Below are 16,604 nucleotides of genomic sequence, written 5' to 3' on the forward strand. Positions count from 1 at the left end.
ATTGTTTAGATAACTTGCCTTGTGTTGTTAAGAACTCTAAACTCGCCGTAGACACTGGAGACGGACCATGACCTACGACGAAGCACTGACACATTTCGGCACTGGCCGCGCTATTGGCGACGCCTTGGGCGTGACCGGCAGCCGCGTATCTCAGTGCCGTACCACAGGCGGGTTTTCCTACCCAATGCAATGCGTTCTGGAAAAGGAGTCGAGCGGGGCGCTGGTCGCTAGGCGCGAAGACGATCCTGCTCAGGTGATCAAAAAAACCGCCGCCTAACTGATGACTTTCCGCTTCGAGGCAAGCGACACGGTTGCGCGCTCAAAGCCACGCAACTCGACACCGCCAAGTCGACCCCGTAGAGGATCGGCGATCTGCTCAAACGTGGGCCAGAGCCTGAGCTGAGACGAAAGCGGAAGGGTGGAAGCCAAGGCAACCACCAAGCAGCAAAGGGCGGAAATCTCGCCTTGTAATTCGGAATGAGTGGTCATGGATGCGTCCCTGATCAGTTGGTGAACAGATCATCGCGGAACTACTAGCACTACGCCACGCGAGACGAATAGAGGATTTCGCAATGGAAGAATTCGAAAGAACGCTTCACCGGGAAGTGAAAGCTGACGGCGGCACCGCGCTGGCTAAGCGAATGGGCGTGAACGAAACCACGCTGCTGGATTGCGCGAACCCCAACCGGGCTAGCCACAAGATGAACATCCAGATGCTGGGGATGGTTCTGACTCACCTGCCGCTGGAAGGGCGCTTGAGTGTGCTGAGCGCACTCGCCAACCAGTTCGAGTGTGACGTTGTGCTGCGCAAGCGCCCAGAGCCGAAGCCGCTCATGGCTGCTCTGTGTCACCTGACTGCCGAATGCGGGGACGTGGGCCGCCTGATCTTCGACGCCGCTTCTGACAACCACATCAGCCAGCACGAAAAAGCCCAGGGCGACAAAGCCATTCAGGAAGCCATCGACGCGCTGCACGTTCTGCGCGAGTCGCTGAAGGCTGCCTGAATTTCGGACACAAAAAAGCCGACGTACGAGGTCGGCTTTTTCTACAGCGGTAAAGCAAGTGGAGAAGATTATGCACTCACAGACACAGCAGGACAATACCGGACAGGTCGCGACACGTTTTGTTAATTCTGAAAACGTGTCGCGTACCACCATGTCTTCCCGCGAGATCGCCAACGTCACTGGCAAGCGACACGCCAACGTGAAGCGCGACATCACGGCGATGCTGAAAGAACTGAAATTAGATGTACTCAGTTTTGAGCACATCTATTTGGATGGCCAGAACCGCGAGCAGGTCGGGTACATGCTCGATCGCGAGCACACCGACTGCCTGCTCACCGGCTACAGCGCCCCAATGCGGATGAAGGTGATTCTCCGGTGGCGCGAGCTTGAACGGCAGCAGGGCGCCCGCGAGCAGGTCCTGCTCAATGGCACCAAGGTCGTCGGCGAGATCGCCATCATGGAGTGCTTTACGCGCCTGCTGAAGCCCGCGCCATCTTGCCAGATGGCCATGCTGACGAAGATCGCCCAGAACAACGGTCTCGACCCGAAGTTTCTACCAGGCTACGCAGTCGACGCGGCGCCTGATGCGGCCGGCGGCTCCTCGATGCCCACCAAGTCGGCCACGGCCTTGCTGAAAGACAACAGCATCCGTATCGCGCCGGCGGCATTCAACCGCGCACTGGCTGCCAAGGGCTTCCTCAAGCAGCTCCAGCGCAAAAACTCCAAGCAGGAAATGGTCGACTTCTGGTCTGTGACTGAGCAGGGCCTTCGTTTTGGCAAGAATTTGACCAATCCTCAATCCCCCCGCGAGACGCAGCCTCACTGGTACGTCGATCGCTTCCTCGAACTGGCCGACCTGATCGGCAAAGGCAGCAAGTAATGGCCGGAGACTGGATCAAATTCGAACTCGTGACGATGGACAAACCGGAGGTTTGCCAGATTGCGGACCTCGCTGATATCGATCAGGACGCGGTAGTCGGGAAGCTGATGCGTGTGTGGGCCTGGTTCGATCAACAAACCGAAAAAGGTAACGCTCCGAGCGTTAGCAAAAAGTTACTCGACCGTTCTGTTGGCGTTACTGGTTTCTGCGAGCACATGAAATCGGTGGGCTGGATGGTCGAAGCAGACGGCGTTATTTCCCTTCCTCACTTCGAGCGACACAACGGGAAGACCGGTAAAAACAGGGCTTTGACGGCAAAGCGTGTGTCAAACCACAAAACAAAAGGTAACGCTGCCAGCGTTACTTCTGCGTTACCTAAAGAAGAGAAGAGAAGAGAAGAACAACACCACTCTCACACCGCGGACGAAGCACCTCAGCCTGGTTTCCATCCCGAAGCAGCTCCGGAGCCTGTCGACCCCAAAGCCCCTGTCGAGATGACCCTGGAGTGGATGCCTGACGACAACCTCCTTAAGACCTACTGCCTGCACTTCGGTGTCTCGACTGACCTGTTCACCCAGGAGGCCGTGGCCCCGTTCACTGCTCACCATGAAACGACCGGCGTCCTGCAGATCCAATCCAAATGGGTTTCTCTGCTGGTCAAGTGGGTGAAGGACGACAAGAACCGAGCGAGCAACGTCCGCCAGTTCCCGAAGCGTGAAACCCAATCCCGGCACACCGGCTTCGCTGAACGCGACTACACCGCTGGACTGATCATGCGCGAGGATGGCAGCTATGCGATCTGAAAAAATAATCGCCATGCCGGGCGCTGCGCCGGCTCCGCAAAAGACCACCGGAGTCTGCGAGGACCACGGCCAGTTTTCGCAAACCGTGAACGTGATCTTCGGCAAGCAATTCAAAACCGGCTGCCCCGAGTGCATGCGCATCGCCAAGGAAGAAGAGGCTGAGCGGGCCAAGATTCACGAGCGTTACGAGCTCTCCGTCAAACTCGGCTCTGCACTGATTCCAAGGCGCTTCACCGACAAGACGCTCAACGGCTACAGCGCCGAGTCACCCGAGCAGAAAGAGGCTCTGCGGATCTGCCGCAAGTACGTGGACAAGTTCCCGGAAATCTCCGAGTCGGGCCGATGCCTGCTGATGCTGGGCAAGCCCGGCACTGGCAAAACCCACCTGGCCGTCGCAATCGCGAATGAGCTCATGCGCAAGACAGCCGCTACTGCCGTGTACCGCACGATCGGCTCAATCCTGCATGACATCAGGTCCACTTACGGCGGAGGCACGGAGCGCACTGAGGGGATGATCCTTGCCGGTCTGATCGCTCCGTCTCTGCTCGTTTTGGACGAGATCGGTGTGAGCAAGGAAACCCCGAGCGACTTCGAGCTGACCACGATCTTCACAATCATCAATGGCCGGTACGAGCAGATGCGCCCCACGGTGATCATCTCAAACCTCGATGGAAAAACGCTGCCATCAGCTATGGGCGAGCGGTGTGTGGATCGTCTGCGGGAGGGCGGGGTGATCGTCATTCCGTTCGAGTGGGAATCTCAGCGCGGCAAGGAGGGCTTCTGATGAGCTTTCACACCCAAATAAAAGTGGCTTGCACTCTGGCGGGCTTCTCCGTCGGCGTGTTCTGCGTCCTGATCACCATGGCGGTGACCCAATGACTGACAAAATCAGCGTCAACTGCCAGGCCAAGCTCACCGAGGCCATCACCAGCCTGACCGCCATGTATCGCGATAAGAAGTTCGTCGTGGTTTCCCTGCGCCCGGGCAAGGATCGCACGCTCGATCAGAACTCGCTGTGGTTTGGGATGTACAAGCGCATCGCCGAGATGATCCAGGTCGGCGACGCGGCGGACGCCCGGCGTTACTGCAAATTGCATTTCGGCGTGCAGATCCTACTGAACGAGGATTCAGGGTTTCAGGCTGCCTGGTACCGGGTCATGCGCCATCTGCCCTACGAGGAGAAGCTGGTCATGATGGGTGAATGCAAGCTGTTCGGCCCCGACGGCTTCCCCGTTACCAGTCTGTTCAACCGCGCCCAGGGCATCCAGTACACCGACCGCATCGCCGCGTTCTTCACTGGCCAGGGCGTAGTCTTCACCGATCTGCTGAGCAAGGAGGCTGCATGATCGCGAAGCAGCCACGACCGAAGAAGTGCAAGAACCCTGCATGCGGCATCAGCTTCCCGCCGCAGCGTCTCGGGCAGGCCGTGTGCAGCCCGAAGTGCGGCCTAGCCATCAAAGACGTGAATCGCGAGAAGGCGCGCAAGTCGCTGGCGCAGATTGAGCGCACAGAGATAAAGGTCCGCAAGGAGAAGCTGAAGAGTCGGGCAGAGCACCTCAAGGACACGCAGATCGCCTTCAATGCTTGGGTGCGTGAGCGGGACGCCGAAATGCCGTGCATCAGCTGCGGCCGGCACCACCAAGGCAAGTACGACGCAGGTCATTACCGCACCGTCGGCAGCAACCCTGCGCTTCGCTTCGAGCCGTTGAACTGCCACCGCCAGTGCTCACCATGCAACACCAGGCTTTCCGGAAACATCGTGAACTACCGCATCGAACTGGTGAGGCGGATCGGCGCCGAGGCAGTTGAGTGGTTGGAAGGTCCGCATGAGCCAAAAAAGTACACCGTCGAAGAGCTGAAGGCGATGACCGCCGAATACCGGGCAAAGACAAAAAAACTGAAAAAGGGGCAGGCCGCATGAAGCTGATCAACGCAAGGCAGGTATGGACTGAAGCTCAGCACGAATCTAACGCGTCAATCAGTGCTGTAGCCATCGACAAGGCTCAATCGGCGCCAATCAAGAAGGGCGCCCGCATGCGCCGGCATGAGGCAGTGTTCGCCGCCCTGGGCGATGACAAGGAAGAGCGCATTCAGATCGTGCGCCAGAAGATCAGTATCAGTGAGTCACGCGGCGCACCTATTGGTCGATCCACTGCACGGGCCGCGCACCTGGCCGCCATCGGCAAGGTGCTGCGTGCGATCGACACGCTTCCATTCCAGGTGCAGCAGTTCGGTCACTTCCTCTACCACCCGATGATGACCATGCAGCACGTGATGAATGCGGTGCTGGTGATCGCCTCGAAAGCCGAGCTGCCTGATCTGACCTCGGCCAAGCGCGTGAAGGCGCACTACTTGGTGACTCTGGCGCTTCAATCGTACAAGGCTCAGGTGACTGGGGCGGCGGAGTGGGGGCCGGCACGTGTCGCCGCTGAGATGGAAAGCTTCTTCGGAGTGACGATCGATCCGAAGAATTGGACGCGTGACTGGCTCGACCTCTGGGAATCCCTGAAATCCGTCATTGCTGAAGTGGATATTCAGGCACAACAGCCGGTATGGCAGGTGATCCACGCGGAAAAAGACGAAGAGGCGGCATAAATATATTGACTTGACGGGAGTTTGCGGATACTTTTTCCATAGTGCGCAACTTCCCTCCAGCGCAAACACCTTCCAAAGCCCGGCCATTGTGTCGGGCTTTTTTTGTAGCCACCCACAACCCTCTCCGTAAGGTAGGAAAAATTTCAAGTTTTGGGATTGGATGCCGACAATGTCGTAATGCCATCATTTCTAGATGAGCATTACGAAAAATAGGGAGTAACAAAATGTCGGATGCTTCGTGGTATTACGCGCTGAACGGTTCGCGAAACGGACCGTTCACATTTGAGCAAATGCAAGGTTTTTTAAACACGAGCACCATTAGCGCCGACACAAAAGTATGGTCAGGTGAAGGTGATTGGGTCAGTTTGAAAGACACTGACTTATCTCAAAGCATTCAACGACCGGCTGGTCCGCCCCCTTTGGCCGCGACGGAAATCGATAATCGTTTTGTATGGGCACTCGTTGCTGTTCAGTTGACAGGCGGGATAGTCGAATACTTGTCAGGTATCAGTATTTGGTGGGCTTTCCTCATCTTCAACGTAGGCCTTTGTGTTTTCGATGAGAAGCGATTGAAAGCTGCCGGCCATTTAGCTCCGCAAAGCTTCTGGGCGGTCCTTGTCCCCGTATATCTCTGGAAGCGAGCAATGCTCCTGAACCAGAACAAGAACTATTTTTACGGTTGGTTGGCTGCATTTGCTGTATCGGTATTGCTAGGAATGGTTGGAGGCGAATCGGCTCTCGAAGATGCGGCATGCCCTCTGGTCACCGAAATTATCCATAAGCAGTTCTATCAAAGCTCGTCCTGCATTGCTGTGACTATTGACGAAAAGCTAAAGAGCGGTTTGTATCGCGCAAGTGCTACTCTCGATAATGGAAATGACATCAACATCACTATCGAGAAAAAAGGTAAGCAGATCTACGTCCGGGTTCCCCAGCAGTGATCTACTCAACTTAACCAAAAAAGCCCGGCCCCGAGTTGGGCTTTTTGCTTTTTGCAGTTCTCAGAGCCTCGGCATTTGCCGGGGCTTTTTCATTTTCAGCTCCTCCACACCCATCGCTCTGAGCAGGGAGTGCTGCGGGAGCTGATTCAAATCAGCAGGGACTACCTGCCAACTGATCACCGCTCCCTGACGGGGAGGAACCGAGATGCCAAACATGCCTGACAAACCAGACACCTGGCTCATCGTCATGGCCTGGCTGAGCCAGCATGCTCCGATGTTCTATGCGGCAGCGCTTTCGTGCTGGATCGCATTCTTGCGCGTCATCTATGGTGGTGGCGGAAGACGACAGGCTCTACTGGAATCCTGCCTATGCGGTGCGATCACAGCCGGGGCATTCCCATTGCTCGAATACTTCAACCTGCCATCGAGTCTTGCAGCTGCTGTTGGCGCTGTTATTGGCACCTTGGGCGTGAAGAAGGTTGCCGCCTTGGCCGACCGATTCACCGACTTCAAATTGCCCAAGCGGCAGGAGTGACCCATGCAACTGATCGGCAACTGGAAACAAGCGCTGAGTATGACCAGCGTTCAGGCGGGTGGCGCCATTGCTGCTCTGGGTATCGCCGAACAGCTGATGTCGCAACTGCAAGCCGTGCTGCCACCTGTGGCCTATGGCGTGCTTGGCCTGCTGGTGATGATTGCCCGGGTGATACTGCAACCGAAGCTGAGCAAGTGAGCGACGTAACCCGGTTGCATCACGCTCTGCCGCTACCGCCTGATGTGGGCGCAGCGATAAAGGATCTGGACGATGCCCTTGTATCAGCGATCAAGGCCGACAAGGCTGCTAGCCTTCCATAAATTACCAATCTGGCGTTAGGTTGATCCCATAAGTGTCAGTTGTGGCGGGGCGAGAGAGTGCTTCATTCAGGTTGCGGCAATGGACTTCTGCTTGTACAGCCCGTGAGAAGTTTCTATTCAACGCTTCCCCAGTGTGGACGTCGACGATTCGATAGTAGAAACCATTCGAAACACCGTGGGCAGGTCGCTTTTGCACGATGAAGACTTCCCCCATGATCTAGCCCCCTATTGGTTAATCCATACACCTTAATCCCTGATGGGTATTTATCAAGGAAGGTGGATGAGTGGCGATTTTGGGAAATTGGACAAAGCAATCGGCGCGACACCTTTCGCGAATCAGTAAATTGTGTCGCGACATTGGAGAAGGGCATGAGCAACGTCACTCGCCTGCATCACGCATTGCCACTGAGCCCTGCGATCAACACCGCTGTCATTGACCTGGATAACGCCATTGCCAAAGCAATTGACATCGCCAAGGCTGCCGGCCTGCCTCAGGGCTTGGTCGTATCCATCCTGCACGGGCACGCCCAGATGCAGACAAACATCATGGTGAGTTGAATGGCCGCAGAGATTCACGACTTGGCTGACCATCGACCACACCTGACGGTTTCGGCTAATGACGGCGTACATGTTATTTCTCTGGCGCTGGTGCACGAAGTTGTATCGGGCGACAAGCCCTCAAGCATCCTGACCGAGCCAGTGGTTCGCCGAATCATTGAAGAATGGATAGAGCGAGTGACCGCATGAGCATGAAGATCGTTGAGTTCAAGCGTGAGGGTTGGCGCGACGCTGCCAAAACCCTTCGCAAGATTGCTGATGATCTCGATGCGGGTGTGCATCCGGATTGCACTGTTGGAGCGTTGACCATCATCGGCCCGAAAGGCGAGGTGACGGTATTCGGGTTGGGGCCTAAGTGCGACGACTTGCAGTGCTTGGGTGCAATGCGTCTGGGTGAGCAGAAGCTTATTGATGTGCTGCTCGATGGCGGAGAGGGGTAGGTGTGCCGCAGGTGAGTGCGGCACGAACAGGTTAGCGTTCACCGCCTCGCATTTTCTCCGCAACCACTTGGAGATAGCTGATCAGGTGTTCCACCTGTTTCGAGGTCGTTGCAATTGGGTATTCGCCAAGAACCGCCCTTAGCACTTCGTGGTGATCAATGAAGAAAAGGCCGCCATCCACATAGGACGCGTACTCCTCGAGTGGCATTTTGTGCATGGACGGGATGTCGACTGCGTTGGCGTCAGTGTCAATCGTGACGTTGAGTTTCATAGTCTGTCCTTGTGCTGAGAGTTGAGTTGCTCGCATTGGGCGACAGCGTCCGCTTCTTCGTCATACTCGCCGAATCGCTGTTCGGTCCTGATGTTCTCAACCACAAACCAGTATTGCTGCATAGGGATAGGGTGGACTACTTCCCCAGGCCTAATTCCTTGAACGACAACCTTCGGGACTTTCTTCACTTCGTATTCGGCCGTCACTGTGCATCTCCTTGCGTTCAGTTGATCGTTACCAATACCGGCAACCTGCCTCCATTTCAAGTTTCAGAGAGCCCATATGACAACCAAGCAACCCGACTGGGAGCGCATTGAGCAGCTCTACCGGGCTGGTCTGCTTTCGGTACGAGAGATCGCTGCAACCTGTGGCACTTCGCACACCGCTATCAACAAGCGCGCCAAGGCGCATGGCTGGGAGCGTGACCTCAAGGCGAAGATCCAGGCCAAGGCTGATGCACTGGTTTCCAAAGCTGAGGTTTCCAGACAGGTTTCCACGGAAACACTGGAAACCGAGCGTGGAATCGTTGATGCGAACGCGAAGGTCATTGCTGACATCAGGATGGCCCACCGGACAGACATTGGCCGCTCTCGTCGCCTGGCCAACAAGCTGCTGGATGAGCTGGAGTCGCTCACCGATGAGCAGGGGACGATCAAGACGCTGATCAAGCAGTTCAAGGAAGGCGATCACGAAGACGGCGAGGCGATGGCGGACATGCTGGCGCTGGCCAACAAGATCGGTGCACTCCCATCGCGGACCAAGACCATGAAGGAATTGGCCGAGACACTTAAAACGCTGGTTGCCCTGGAGCGCCAAGCCTACGACCTAGACACGAAAGCCGGTGGCAATGATGCTGACGAGCTATCGAACATGATGGACGAACTATCGAAGGAAGCCTGACATGAAGCCCGAGCACTTGAAGCTGCTCCGGGACAAACGATGGCGCCTGAACAATCTCTACTTCATCACGGACAAACAGGGTAAGAAGGTCCGCTTCCGGATGACGGACGAGCAGATCGAATACTTCGACGGGATGCACACGCGGAACATCATCCTGAAGGCTCGCCAGCTCGGCTTTACCACCGAGTGCTGCATCATCCAATTGGACGCGGCTCTGTTCGAGTCTGCGAAGTGCGCACTGATTGCTCACACCCTGAACGACGCCAAGCGCCTGTTCCGGGAGAAGGTGAAGTTCGCCTACGACAACCTGCCCAAAGAAATTCGTGCAGCCAACCCGGCGAGCAACGACGCCGCCGGCGAACTGGTGTTCAGTAAGGGCGGTTCGATCTACGTTTCCACGTCCTTCCGGGGCGGCACGCTGCGCTACCTGCATGTGTCCGAGTTCGGGAAGATCTGCGCCAAGTTCCCACATAAGGCCCGAGAAATTGTCACCGGCGCCTTCGAGGCCGTGGCTACCGACTGTTTCGTCACGATCGAGTCGACGGCTGAGGGCAGGGCCGGCTACTTCTTCGATTACTCGCAGAGTGCTGAGCGCCAGCTGCTGGCTGGTGTTCCCCTTGGCTTGCTGGACTGGAAATTCTTCTTCTTCAGTTGGTGGAAGAACAAGGCCTATTGGCTTGATCCCACTGACGTGGTCATCCCACAGCGCCTGACCGATTACTTCAACGAGCTGCAAGCCAAGCACGGGATCGTCACGAACGACGGTCAGCGCGCCTGGTACGCGGCCAAGGAGAAGACGCTCGGCGACGACATGAAGCGGGAATACCCGTCCATTCCTGTCGAAGCCTTCCAGCAGTCGGTTGAGGGTGCCTACTACGCGCAGCAACTGACCAAGCTTTACGCCCAGCAACGCATCGGCGCGATACCGAACAACAGCCATCTGCCGGTGATGAGCTTCTGGGACATCGGCGTCGGCGACTCCACGGCCATCTGGTTCGTCCGCCAGGTTGGCACCGAATACCACGTCATCGATTACTACGAGAACTCAGGCGAAGGCCTGCGGCATTACATGAAGGTGCTCAAGGACAAGGGTTACACCTATTCCGAGCACTGGGGGCCGCACGACATCGACAACCGCGAGTTCGGCAGCGATGCCAAGACCCGACGAGAACTGGCCCAAGAGGGTTACGAGATCGACGGGCAAAAGTACTGCATGACGTTCCAGGTGGTTCCGAAGATCGGGATCAATGACGGCATTGAGGCGGTACGGGAGATCCTTCCTTTCTGCGTGTTCGACGAATCGAAGTGCGAGCAGGGCATCAACTGCATCGAGAACTACCGAAAGGAATGGGACGACAAGCGCGGCTGCTGGAAAGACAAGCCGCTTCATGACTGGACCTCTCACGGCTCAGACGGATTCAGGTACTTCGCTGTCGCGAAGAGCGCCAGGAAGCCGGCAACCAAAATCAAAATGGGGTTTGCACGCTGATGAGCGACGTCACTTTCACCCGTCCTGAGTACAAGGCGGCACAAAACCGCTGGCGCTTGGTGCGCGACGTCTGCAAAGGCTCGGAAACCATCAAAGCTGCTGGCGACTACTACTTGCCGCGACCGAATGCGTCCGACATCAGTCAGGACAACAAGGATCGCTACGACGCGTACAAGAAACGTGCGGTGTTCTACAACGCCACAGGCCGAACGAAACATAGTCTGGTGGGCGCGGTGTTCCGCACCTGGCCGACGCTGACTGTCCCTGGCGCGCTCGACTACGTGTCGAAGGACATCGATGGGCAGGGCGTGAGTATTTACCAGCAGTCACAATCGGTCATCGGGCATTTGCTTGAGGTTGGCCGTCACGGGTTGCTGGTGGATTACGCCGCTGTGAAGTCTGGCACCGTCAGCAAGGCGGATGAACAAGCCGGCCGCGCCCGGGCCAGCGTTGCCAGCTACTCGGCGGAGTCGATCATCAACTGGAAGACGCGCAAGGTCGGCAGTCAGCACCTGCTGAGTCTGGTCGTGCTGCGCGAAACGGTGGACGTTGATACAGATGACGGTTTCGGCAGTGAGCAGGTTGTGCAATATCGAGTGCTGCGGCTTGATGCGGCCGGGGTCTACACGCAGGAAGTTTGGGAAGAGGGCAGCAGCGCGACTTTGATGGTCACTGCTCCTTTCTCTCCACTGAATGGCGCGGGCCAGCAATGGAAGGTGATCCCGTTCCAGTTCCTGGGTAGCGAGAATAACGACACCAGCATCGACGATTCGCCCCTATATGACATGGCCGAAATCAACGTCGGTCATTACCGCAATAGCGCGGACTACGAAGAGGCTGCCTACCTGGTGGGCCAGCCTCAGCCGTGGATGTCCGGGCTCAGCGATCAATGGCGCGACCATCTGGAAGCTGACGGCATCTTCCTTGGATCGCGTGCACCTTGGCTGCTCCCGCAAGGTGGCGCCTGCGGGATGATGCAGGCTCAGCCGAACGCCGTGGCCAAAGAAGCCATGGACAGCAAGAAAGAGGACATGGTGTCGCTCGGAGCGCGGCTGATCGAGCGGGGCAGTGCGGTGAAGACCGCGACCCAGGCCGACAATGACAGCGCAGCGGAACACAGCGTCCTTTCGCTGGTGGTCAGCAACGTCAGCGAAGCCTACAGCCAGTGTCTGGTCTGGATGGCTGAGTTCGTGAACGCTCCCGTTGAGGTGGACTACAAGCTGAACCAGGACTTCAGCCAGATCTCCTTGGACGCAACGATCCTCACTAGCCTGTTCAATGCGGTGCAGGGCGGCAAGCTGCCGGCGGGCGACTTCTGGCAGTACTTGCGCGACCGCGGGGTGATCGATCCCGAAAAGACCAACGACCAGATCCGCGATGAACTGGAAACCGAGAACCCCGGGCCGAACCTGGATGATGCTGAGGTAAATTCAAATGGCGGCCAACCAGGCAATCCTTGATGCCACGATTCGGCACGCGGTCTTCCTCGAGCAACTGAAGTCGGGGGAGGTTGCCAAGTTCGGACCTTTCCTCAAGGAAATTGATCGATCGATCCGTGAGCGGCTGACCCGGGCCGACCTGACTGATTACACCGTTGCTCGGCTGGAGCGGCTGCTGAGCGAGGTTGACAGTCTGCTGCTGGGTATCTTCGACCGGTATAGCGAGAAGCTGAACCTCGATCTGATCGACATCGCCAACTACGAGGCCGAGTTCGAAGCGACCAGCCTTACAAGGGCGGCACCGGTGGGCGTCTCGTTTGATGCTGCGGTGCCAGGGACTGCTGCAATCAGGGCAGCCATCCTCACCAACCCGATCAGCGTGCGCGGCGCGGACGGCGGCAAGCTGCTCAAGTCGTTTATTGATGGCTTCACCGCCACCGAGCGAAAACGGCTCACAGGCGCGATCCGGCAGGGCTTCTTCGAAGGCCAGACCAACTTCCAGATCATCAAGAACATCCGCGGTACCAAGTCGCTCCAGTACAACGACGGCATCCTGGCCACGACCAATCGGAATGCCGGCGCCGTGGTTCGGACGGCGGTGCAGCACGTTGCCACGCAGGCGCGTATGGAGACTCTGAAAGAGAACTCTGATGTTGTGCAGGCGGTGGAATGGGTCAGCACCCTGGACACGAAGACGACCAGCCAGTGCCGGACGCTCGACAAGCGCAGGTTCAAGCTTACCGAAGGTCCGCGGCCGCCGATCCATATCAACTGCCGGTCGACGGTGGTGGCGGTGACTCGCTTCAGCGCACTGTTCGCCAAGGACGCCACGCGGGCGTCCATCGGCGATGCCGGCGTCCAGCAAGTAAGGGCAGACCTCAGCTACTACGACTGGCTCAAGGAGCAGCCGGCGGCGTTTCAGGACAAGGCCATTGGCCCGGTCCGCGCCAAGCTGTTCCGCGAAGGTGGCCTCAGTGTCGAACGCTTTCCGAACTGCAGCTCGATCGCAATTTCAAGCCGCTGACCCTGGTGCAGATGAAGGCACTTGAGCCGTTGGCGTTCGAGCGGGCGGGCATTACGCGGCCGGACTGAGTCAGATAAAGGCGTCTGACGTTGCTGCCTTAGCAAAAATTGCGACTAACATTATCCTCTACTCTCAAGAGGTCGTTGATCATGCCCATGCCATATAAGTTGGAGACGAGCAAAGGCCACTGGGTTGGCCTTGCTAAAGATCGGGTCAGCAACGACTTTGTGGAGCTGACAGTGGCTGTCGAAAATTGGGGAGAGAAAACCATCAGGGTCGATAAGCGTGCGGTGCCTGACTTGATCGAGATCCTTCAACGTGCAGCTCGCGAAAGCCGATGACCGACAAACCGAAACTTCACTTTATCCAAGACACTCCCGCGTCGGGCACACCGGCCGAGCAGGTGCGCAAGCGTGGGTGCGCGACGTAATGGAGATCAAGATCGGCGTCATGACGAAGAACGGCAAGCCTACTGGCGGGACGAAGGCGTTGCTTTGCGTTGGATGCCTGTTGAACGGTGAAAGAGTTCTGCTGGTCTAGTCTCGATTGAGTACACCGGATGCATCTGATAGCTTCCTGATATCACTTAGGGAGTTCCGCATGAAAAAGTCGGTTATTGCCGCATCACTGCTGATTGCTATCGGATCTGTAGCGGCTCAGGCCCAAGGCTACATCTATGGCCAGTCCGGAACGAACTACAACAGCATTGGTAACACTGTGTACGGATCAGATGGCTCGTCCTACAACCAAATAGGGAATACGACCTACGGCTCTAACGGTTCGACGTCGACACGCATCGGCAACACCAACTACGACTCCAGTGGCTCGACCAGTACCCAAATTGGCAACACCATGTACCACTCCGATGGATCAACCGCGACCCGCATCGGAAACACGGTTTACGGTTCTGACGGAACCAATTGTACCCAGATTGGTAACTCAACTATCTGCAACTAGTTTTATCGATTGACCGAGCCCTGGCATTTGCCGGGGCTTTTTTATGCTCACGATTTACACAGGGCCTCGTCAATGACGGGGCTTTTTCATATCTGCGGGCAGGGCCTGCAATCGTCTCTGGGAGACAAGCATATGGGTTTGAAATATCAGCTGGACAATCTGGATGGTCTCGATGACTCCATGCGTACCCTCTACACCGAGAAGGACGGCAAGTTCGTGCTCGGCATCGAAGGTCTGCCACAGCCAGAAGATGTCTCTGGCCTGAAATCCAAAGTTCAGGAACTGCTGGACGAGAAGAAGGCCGCTGACAAGGCGCGCAAGGATGCCGAAGACCAGGCCCGATTGGAACGTGAGGAGAACGCTCGCAAATCCGGCAACGTCGAAGAGCTCGAAAAAGTCCTGGTCCGAAAAATACAACCGCCGCGAAGCTGAGCTGAACGGCACGCTTGAGCAGGAGCGCTCGACGCTGAGCAATCAGATCCGGGATCTGACTGTCGGCCGTACCGCTACTGATATCGCGTCCGCCCTGGCAATCCCGGGCAGCGCCAAAGCCCTGTTGCCGCATATCGAACGTCGGTTGAGTGTCGAGCAGCGCGACGGGAAGCCTGTTGTGGTCGTTCTCGACCAGCAGGGCAAGCTCTCGGCGGCAACGCTGGACGAGCTGAAAGCAGAATTCGCAAACGACGTGGCCTTCGCGCCGCTGATCGCGGGTAGCAAAGCATCAGGCGGCGGGGCCGGCGGTGCAGGTGGTGGGGGCGGGGCCCCGAAAGGAAATATCGGCGGTACCAAAGCAGAGCGTACGGCGGCGATCGCCTCCCGGTTCTCTGATCTCCCTCTCAAGTAAAGGAATAATCCATGTCCCTGTCCCAAATGCAGGTTTTCAACGAGTACGTCATGCCGGCGACTCTGGAAACCCTCGATCAAATGCTTGAAGCATTCAACGCCGCGAGCAATGGCGCTATCGTGTTGTCGCCTGATGGCTTCACCGGTGACTTCCTGCAGCAGTCGTTCTTCCAGAACCTGGGCGCTGCTCAACGCCGCGTGAACCGCTACGCTGCGCAAGCCGCGGTGACTCCGGTCGACCTGACCGAGCTGCAAAACACCACCGTCAAAGTGGCTGGCGGTTTCGGTCCGGTGCGTTACGAGCCGTCGCAAATGACCTGGCTGCAACGCCCAACTGTTCAGGGCATCGAAGTCGCTTCCAAAGCCTTCGCCGAGATCCTGCTGAAGGATCAGTTGAACACTGCCATCGCTGCGTTGGTTGCCGCGATCACCGCCCAAGCCGCTGCAACCAACGACGTGTCGGCCACCCTCGGCATCACCCAGTCGGCCCTGAACAATTCGCACGCCAAGTTCGGTGATGCCAGTCAGAGCCTGGTTGCCCAAGTGATGCAGGGCAGCACCTGGCACAAGCTGGTAGGTCAAGGCCTGGCCAACGCCAGCAACCTGTTCGAGGCCGGCAACGTGCGCGTGGTCGACATCCTCGGCAAGACCTCCATCGTGACGGATGCCCCTGCGCTGATGCAGGCCGGCACCCCGAACAAGGAAATCATCCTCAGCCTCGCGGCTGGTGCGGCATTGGTCCACGACAGCCGAGACATCATCTCGAACGTCCAGACCACCAACGGCCAAACCCGTATCGAAACCACCATTCAGGTCGACTACTCCTTCGGCATGGGCCTGAAGGGTTACACCTGGGATGTGGCCAACGGCGGCAAGTCGCCTACCAGTGCGGCGCTGGCTACCGGCACCAACTGGGACAAGACCGCCACCAGCATCAAGGACACCGCTGGTGTTGCCTTGATCGGTGACGCTGCCAAGTAACCATCCAACAACTGAGCCGGGGCCTTGTGCCCTGGCCCAGCGGAGTGACAGTGATGACTGATAACAACATCTGGTATCTGCCGGGTCCGTTCCACCGCTATGAGGATGACGTGAAGGCCATTGCCAAGAAGGCGGGCCTGATCATCGTCGATGCCAACGTGACGGACAGTCGTGACGGCGCAACTGAGACCGCACCCGACGTGACGCTGAAGGAAGTGGCGGCGCCTCTGGTGGTGGCTGTAGTGGGCGACGACAAAGTCGTGCTGGAAGAGCTGATTGGCAAGCTGCAGATCGAAAGCGATACGATCCGTGCTGTCATTGATGGGCTCGACGCCGGCGAGATTGAAAAACCGGAAGCCGGTGAGCTTGCAATCCGACTGTTTCAGGCGCTCGACGGCATCCGCCTTCAGATGGTAGATCTGGCCGATGCGCGTGATGAGCTCGCGGCAGAAAATGAAAGGCTGCGTAACGAGCTCGCAGAGTTGAGGGCGGGCGAAGGGCAGGAAGTCGAAGCCCTGAAGGCAGCGCTCGATAAGGCCGGCGTGAGCTACCGCGCGAACGCCTCAAAAGAATCCTTGGAAAAGCTCGTCGCTGACCTGCCCAAGGCTTGATACTGCGGCTGCC

General features: G+C 57.4%; 21 protein-coding genes and 2 pseudogenes. 22 read left to right on the plus strand and 1 reads right to left on the minus strand.

The window, feature by feature from the left end:
- Positions 1-67 precede the first annotated feature (67 nt).
- The 14 genes from AB4N76_RS24715 to AB4N76_RS24780 all read left to right on the plus strand — a co-directional run bounded on the left by AB4N76_RS24715 (position 68) and on the right by AB4N76_RS24780 (position 8,076).
- Complete coding sequence (locus tag AB4N76_RS24715) at positions 68-277, plus strand: hypothetical protein (RefSeq protein WP_460163648.1); 210 nt, start codon at positions 68-70, stop codon at positions 275-277.
- A gap of 295 nt (positions 278-572) precedes the next feature.
- Complete coding sequence (locus tag AB4N76_RS24720) at positions 573-1,004, plus strand: phage regulatory CII family protein (RefSeq protein WP_460163649.1); 432 nt, start codon at positions 573-575, stop codon at positions 1,002-1,004.
- A 151-nt stretch (positions 1,005-1,155) separates the two neighbouring features.
- A complete protein-coding gene (locus AB4N76_RS24725) occupies positions 1,156-1,884 on the plus strand; it encodes a Rha family transcriptional regulator (protein WP_460164637.1) in 729 nt (242 codons plus the stop codon).
- The gene (locus tag AB4N76_RS24730; protein ID WP_460163650.1) at positions 1,884-2,687 is read left to right on the plus strand and encodes a DnaT-like ssDNA-binding domain-containing protein; all 804 of its coding nucleotides are present in this window, start codon (positions 1,884-1,886) and stop codon (positions 2,685-2,687) included. Before AB4N76_RS24725 ends, AB4N76_RS24730 begins: the two co-directional genes overlap by 1 nt.
- Positions 2,677-3,471, plus strand: a complete 795-nt coding sequence (locus tag AB4N76_RS24735) for an ATP-binding protein (protein ID WP_460163651.1) — start codon at positions 2,677-2,679, stop codon at positions 3,469-3,471. Before AB4N76_RS24730 ends, AB4N76_RS24735 begins: the two co-directional genes overlap by 11 nt.
- 91 nt (positions 3,472-3,562) lie before the next feature.
- The gene (locus tag AB4N76_RS24740; protein WP_460163652.1) at positions 3,563-4,033 is read left to right on the plus strand and encodes a hypothetical protein; all 471 of its coding nucleotides are present in this window, start codon (positions 3,563-3,565) and stop codon (positions 4,031-4,033) included.
- Positions 4,030-4,608, plus strand: coding sequence for a recombination protein NinG (locus tag AB4N76_RS24745; protein WP_460163653.1), 579 nt, complete (start codon positions 4,030-4,032; stop codon positions 4,606-4,608). The genes AB4N76_RS24740 and AB4N76_RS24745 overlap by 4 nt, the downstream gene beginning before the upstream one ends.
- The gene (locus tag AB4N76_RS24750; RefSeq protein WP_460163654.1) at positions 4,605-5,282 is read left to right on the plus strand and encodes a hypothetical protein; all 678 of its coding nucleotides are present in this window, start codon (positions 4,605-4,607) and stop codon (positions 5,280-5,282) included. Before AB4N76_RS24745 ends, AB4N76_RS24750 begins: the two co-directional genes overlap by 4 nt.
- Before the next feature lie 224 nt (positions 5,283-5,506).
- Positions 5,507-6,223 (plus strand): DUF4339 domain-containing protein, encoded by a 717-nt coding sequence (locus tag AB4N76_RS24755; RefSeq protein ID WP_460163655.1) that lies wholly within the window; start codon positions 5,507-5,509, stop codon positions 6,221-6,223.
- A gap of 205 nt (positions 6,224-6,428) precedes the next feature.
- On the plus strand, positions 6,429-6,758 hold the full coding sequence (locus tag AB4N76_RS24760) for a phage holin, lambda family (RefSeq protein ID WP_460163656.1): 330 nt from the start codon (positions 6,429-6,431) through the stop codon (positions 6,756-6,758).
- Between the two features lie 3 nt (positions 6,759-6,761).
- The gene (locus tag AB4N76_RS24765) at positions 6,762-6,956 is read left to right on the plus strand and encodes a DUF7940 domain-containing protein (protein ID WP_460163657.1); all 195 of its coding nucleotides are present in this window, start codon (positions 6,762-6,764) and stop codon (positions 6,954-6,956) included.
- A gap of 491 nt (positions 6,957-7,447) precedes the next feature.
- The gene (locus tag AB4N76_RS24770) at positions 7,448-7,636 is read left to right on the plus strand and encodes a hypothetical protein (RefSeq protein WP_460163658.1); all 189 of its coding nucleotides are present in this window, start codon (positions 7,448-7,450) and stop codon (positions 7,634-7,636) included.
- Positions 7,637-7,825, plus strand: a complete 189-nt coding sequence (locus AB4N76_RS24775; RefSeq protein WP_109785805.1) for a hypothetical protein — start codon at positions 7,637-7,639, stop codon at positions 7,823-7,825.
- Positions 7,822-8,076 carry a hypothetical protein gene (locus AB4N76_RS24780; RefSeq protein ID WP_460163659.1) on the plus strand — a complete coding sequence of 85 codons (255 nt, stop codon included), beginning with the start codon at positions 7,822-7,824 and terminating at the stop codon, positions 8,074-8,076. The genes AB4N76_RS24775 and AB4N76_RS24780 overlap by 4 nt, the downstream gene beginning before the upstream one ends.
- A 31-nt stretch (positions 8,077-8,107) precedes the next feature.
- On the opposite strand, the gene AB4N76_RS24785 is transcribed toward AB4N76_RS24780, so the two are convergent.
- On the minus strand, positions 8,108-8,347 hold the full coding sequence (locus AB4N76_RS24785; RefSeq protein WP_460163660.1) for a hypothetical protein: 240 nt from the start codon (positions 8,345-8,347) through the stop codon (positions 8,108-8,110).
- Positions 8,348-8,629: 282 nt separating this feature from the next.
- On the opposite strand from AB4N76_RS24785, the gene AB4N76_RS24790 reads away from it, so the two are divergent.
- The 8 genes and pseudogenes from AB4N76_RS24790 to AB4N76_RS24825 all read left to right on the plus strand — a co-directional run bounded on the left by AB4N76_RS24790 (position 8,630) and on the right by AB4N76_RS24825 (position 16,591).
- A complete protein-coding gene (locus AB4N76_RS24790) occupies positions 8,630-9,247 on the plus strand; it encodes a hypothetical protein (protein ID WP_460163661.1) in 618 nt (205 codons plus the stop codon).
- Between the two features lies 1 nt (position 9,248).
- Positions 9,249-10,736, plus strand: coding sequence for a terminase (locus AB4N76_RS24795; protein WP_460163662.1), 1,488 nt, complete (start codon positions 9,249-9,251; stop codon positions 10,734-10,736).
- A complete protein-coding gene (locus AB4N76_RS24800; RefSeq protein ID WP_460163663.1) occupies positions 10,736-12,196 on the plus strand; it encodes a DUF4055 domain-containing protein in 1,461 nt (486 codons plus the stop codon). The genes AB4N76_RS24795 and AB4N76_RS24800 overlap by 1 nt, the downstream gene beginning before the upstream one ends.
- A pseudogene (locus tag AB4N76_RS24805) lies at positions 12,171-13,267 on the plus strand (minor capsid protein). The gene AB4N76_RS24800 and the pseudogene AB4N76_RS24805 overlap by 26 nt, the downstream one beginning before the upstream one ends.
- A 532-nt stretch (positions 13,268-13,799) precedes the next feature.
- Complete coding sequence (locus AB4N76_RS24810) at positions 13,800-14,156, plus strand: hypothetical protein (protein ID WP_460163664.1); 357 nt, start codon at positions 13,800-13,802, stop codon at positions 14,154-14,156.
- Between the two features lie 132 nt (positions 14,157-14,288).
- Positions 14,289-15,000: pseudogene (locus tag AB4N76_RS24815) on the plus strand (hypothetical protein).
- 11 nt (positions 15,001-15,011) lie between these two features.
- Positions 15,012-15,980, plus strand: a complete 969-nt coding sequence (locus tag AB4N76_RS24820; protein ID WP_460163665.1) for a major capsid protein — start codon at positions 15,012-15,014, stop codon at positions 15,978-15,980.
- A gap of 53 nt (positions 15,981-16,033) precedes the next feature.
- Entirely contained in the window at positions 16,034-16,591 is a 558-nt protein-coding gene (locus AB4N76_RS24825) for a hypothetical protein (RefSeq protein ID WP_460163666.1), read from the plus strand.
- The last annotated feature ends 13 nt before the right edge of the window (positions 16,592-16,604 follow it).

The sequence above is a fragment of the Pseudomonas sp. S2_F03 genome (assembly GCF_054668335.1).

Bases quoted from the DNA above. Each gene is read 5' to 3' on its own strand.
- AB4N76_RS24715 (WP_460163648.1), top strand. From the start codon at position 68: ATGACCTACGACGAAGCACTGACACATTTCGGCACTGGCCGCGCTATT.
- AB4N76_RS24720 (WP_460163649.1), top strand. From the start codon at position 573: ATGGAAGAATTCGAAAGAACGCTTCACCGGGAAGTGAAAGCTGACGGC.
- AB4N76_RS24725 (WP_460164637.1), top strand. From the start codon at position 1,156: ATGTCTTCCCGCGAGATCGCCAACGTCACTGGCAAGCGACACGCCAAC.
- AB4N76_RS24730 (WP_460163650.1), top strand. From the start codon at position 1,884: ATGGCCGGAGACTGGATCAAATTCGAACTCGTGACGATGGACAAACCG.
- AB4N76_RS24735 (WP_460163651.1), top strand. From the start codon at position 2,677: ATGCGATCTGAAAAAATAATCGCCATGCCGGGCGCTGCGCCGGCTCCG.
- AB4N76_RS24740 (WP_460163652.1), top strand. From the start codon at position 3,563: ATGACTGACAAAATCAGCGTCAACTGCCAGGCCAAGCTCACCGAGGCC.
- AB4N76_RS24745 (WP_460163653.1), top strand. From the start codon at position 4,030: ATGATCGCGAAGCAGCCACGACCGAAGAAGTGCAAGAACCCTGCATGC.
- AB4N76_RS24750 (WP_460163654.1), top strand. From the start codon at position 4,605: ATGAAGCTGATCAACGCAAGGCAGGTATGGACTGAAGCTCAGCACGAA.
- AB4N76_RS24755 (WP_460163655.1), top strand. From the start codon at position 5,507: ATGTCGGATGCTTCGTGGTATTACGCGCTGAACGGTTCGCGAAACGGA.
- AB4N76_RS24760 (WP_460163656.1), top strand. From the start codon at position 6,429: ATGCCAAACATGCCTGACAAACCAGACACCTGGCTCATCGTCATGGCC.
- AB4N76_RS24765 (WP_460163657.1), top strand. From the start codon at position 6,762: ATGCAACTGATCGGCAACTGGAAACAAGCGCTGAGTATGACCAGCGTT.
- AB4N76_RS24770 (WP_460163658.1), top strand. From the start codon at position 7,448: ATGAGCAACGTCACTCGCCTGCATCACGCATTGCCACTGAGCCCTGCG.
- AB4N76_RS24775 (WP_109785805.1), top strand. From the start codon at position 7,637: ATGGCCGCAGAGATTCACGACTTGGCTGACCATCGACCACACCTGACG.
- AB4N76_RS24780 (WP_460163659.1), top strand. From the start codon at position 7,822: ATGAGCATGAAGATCGTTGAGTTCAAGCGTGAGGGTTGGCGCGACGCT.
- AB4N76_RS24785 (WP_460163660.1), bottom strand. From the start codon at position 8,347: ATGAAACTCAACGTCACGATTGACACTGACGCCAACGCAGTCGACATC.
- AB4N76_RS24790 (WP_460163661.1), top strand. From the start codon at position 8,630: ATGACAACCAAGCAACCCGACTGGGAGCGCATTGAGCAGCTCTACCGG.
- AB4N76_RS24795 (WP_460163662.1), top strand. From the start codon at position 9,249: ATGAAGCCCGAGCACTTGAAGCTGCTCCGGGACAAACGATGGCGCCTG.
- AB4N76_RS24800 (WP_460163663.1), top strand. From the start codon at position 10,736: ATGAGCGACGTCACTTTCACCCGTCCTGAGTACAAGGCGGCACAAAAC.
- AB4N76_RS24810 (WP_460163664.1), top strand. From the start codon at position 13,800: ATGAAAAAGTCGGTTATTGCCGCATCACTGCTGATTGCTATCGGATCT.
- AB4N76_RS24820 (WP_460163665.1), top strand. From the start codon at position 15,012: ATGTCCCTGTCCCAAATGCAGGTTTTCAACGAGTACGTCATGCCGGCG.
- AB4N76_RS24825 (WP_460163666.1), top strand. From the start codon at position 16,034: ATGACTGATAACAACATCTGGTATCTGCCGGGTCCGTTCCACCGCTAT.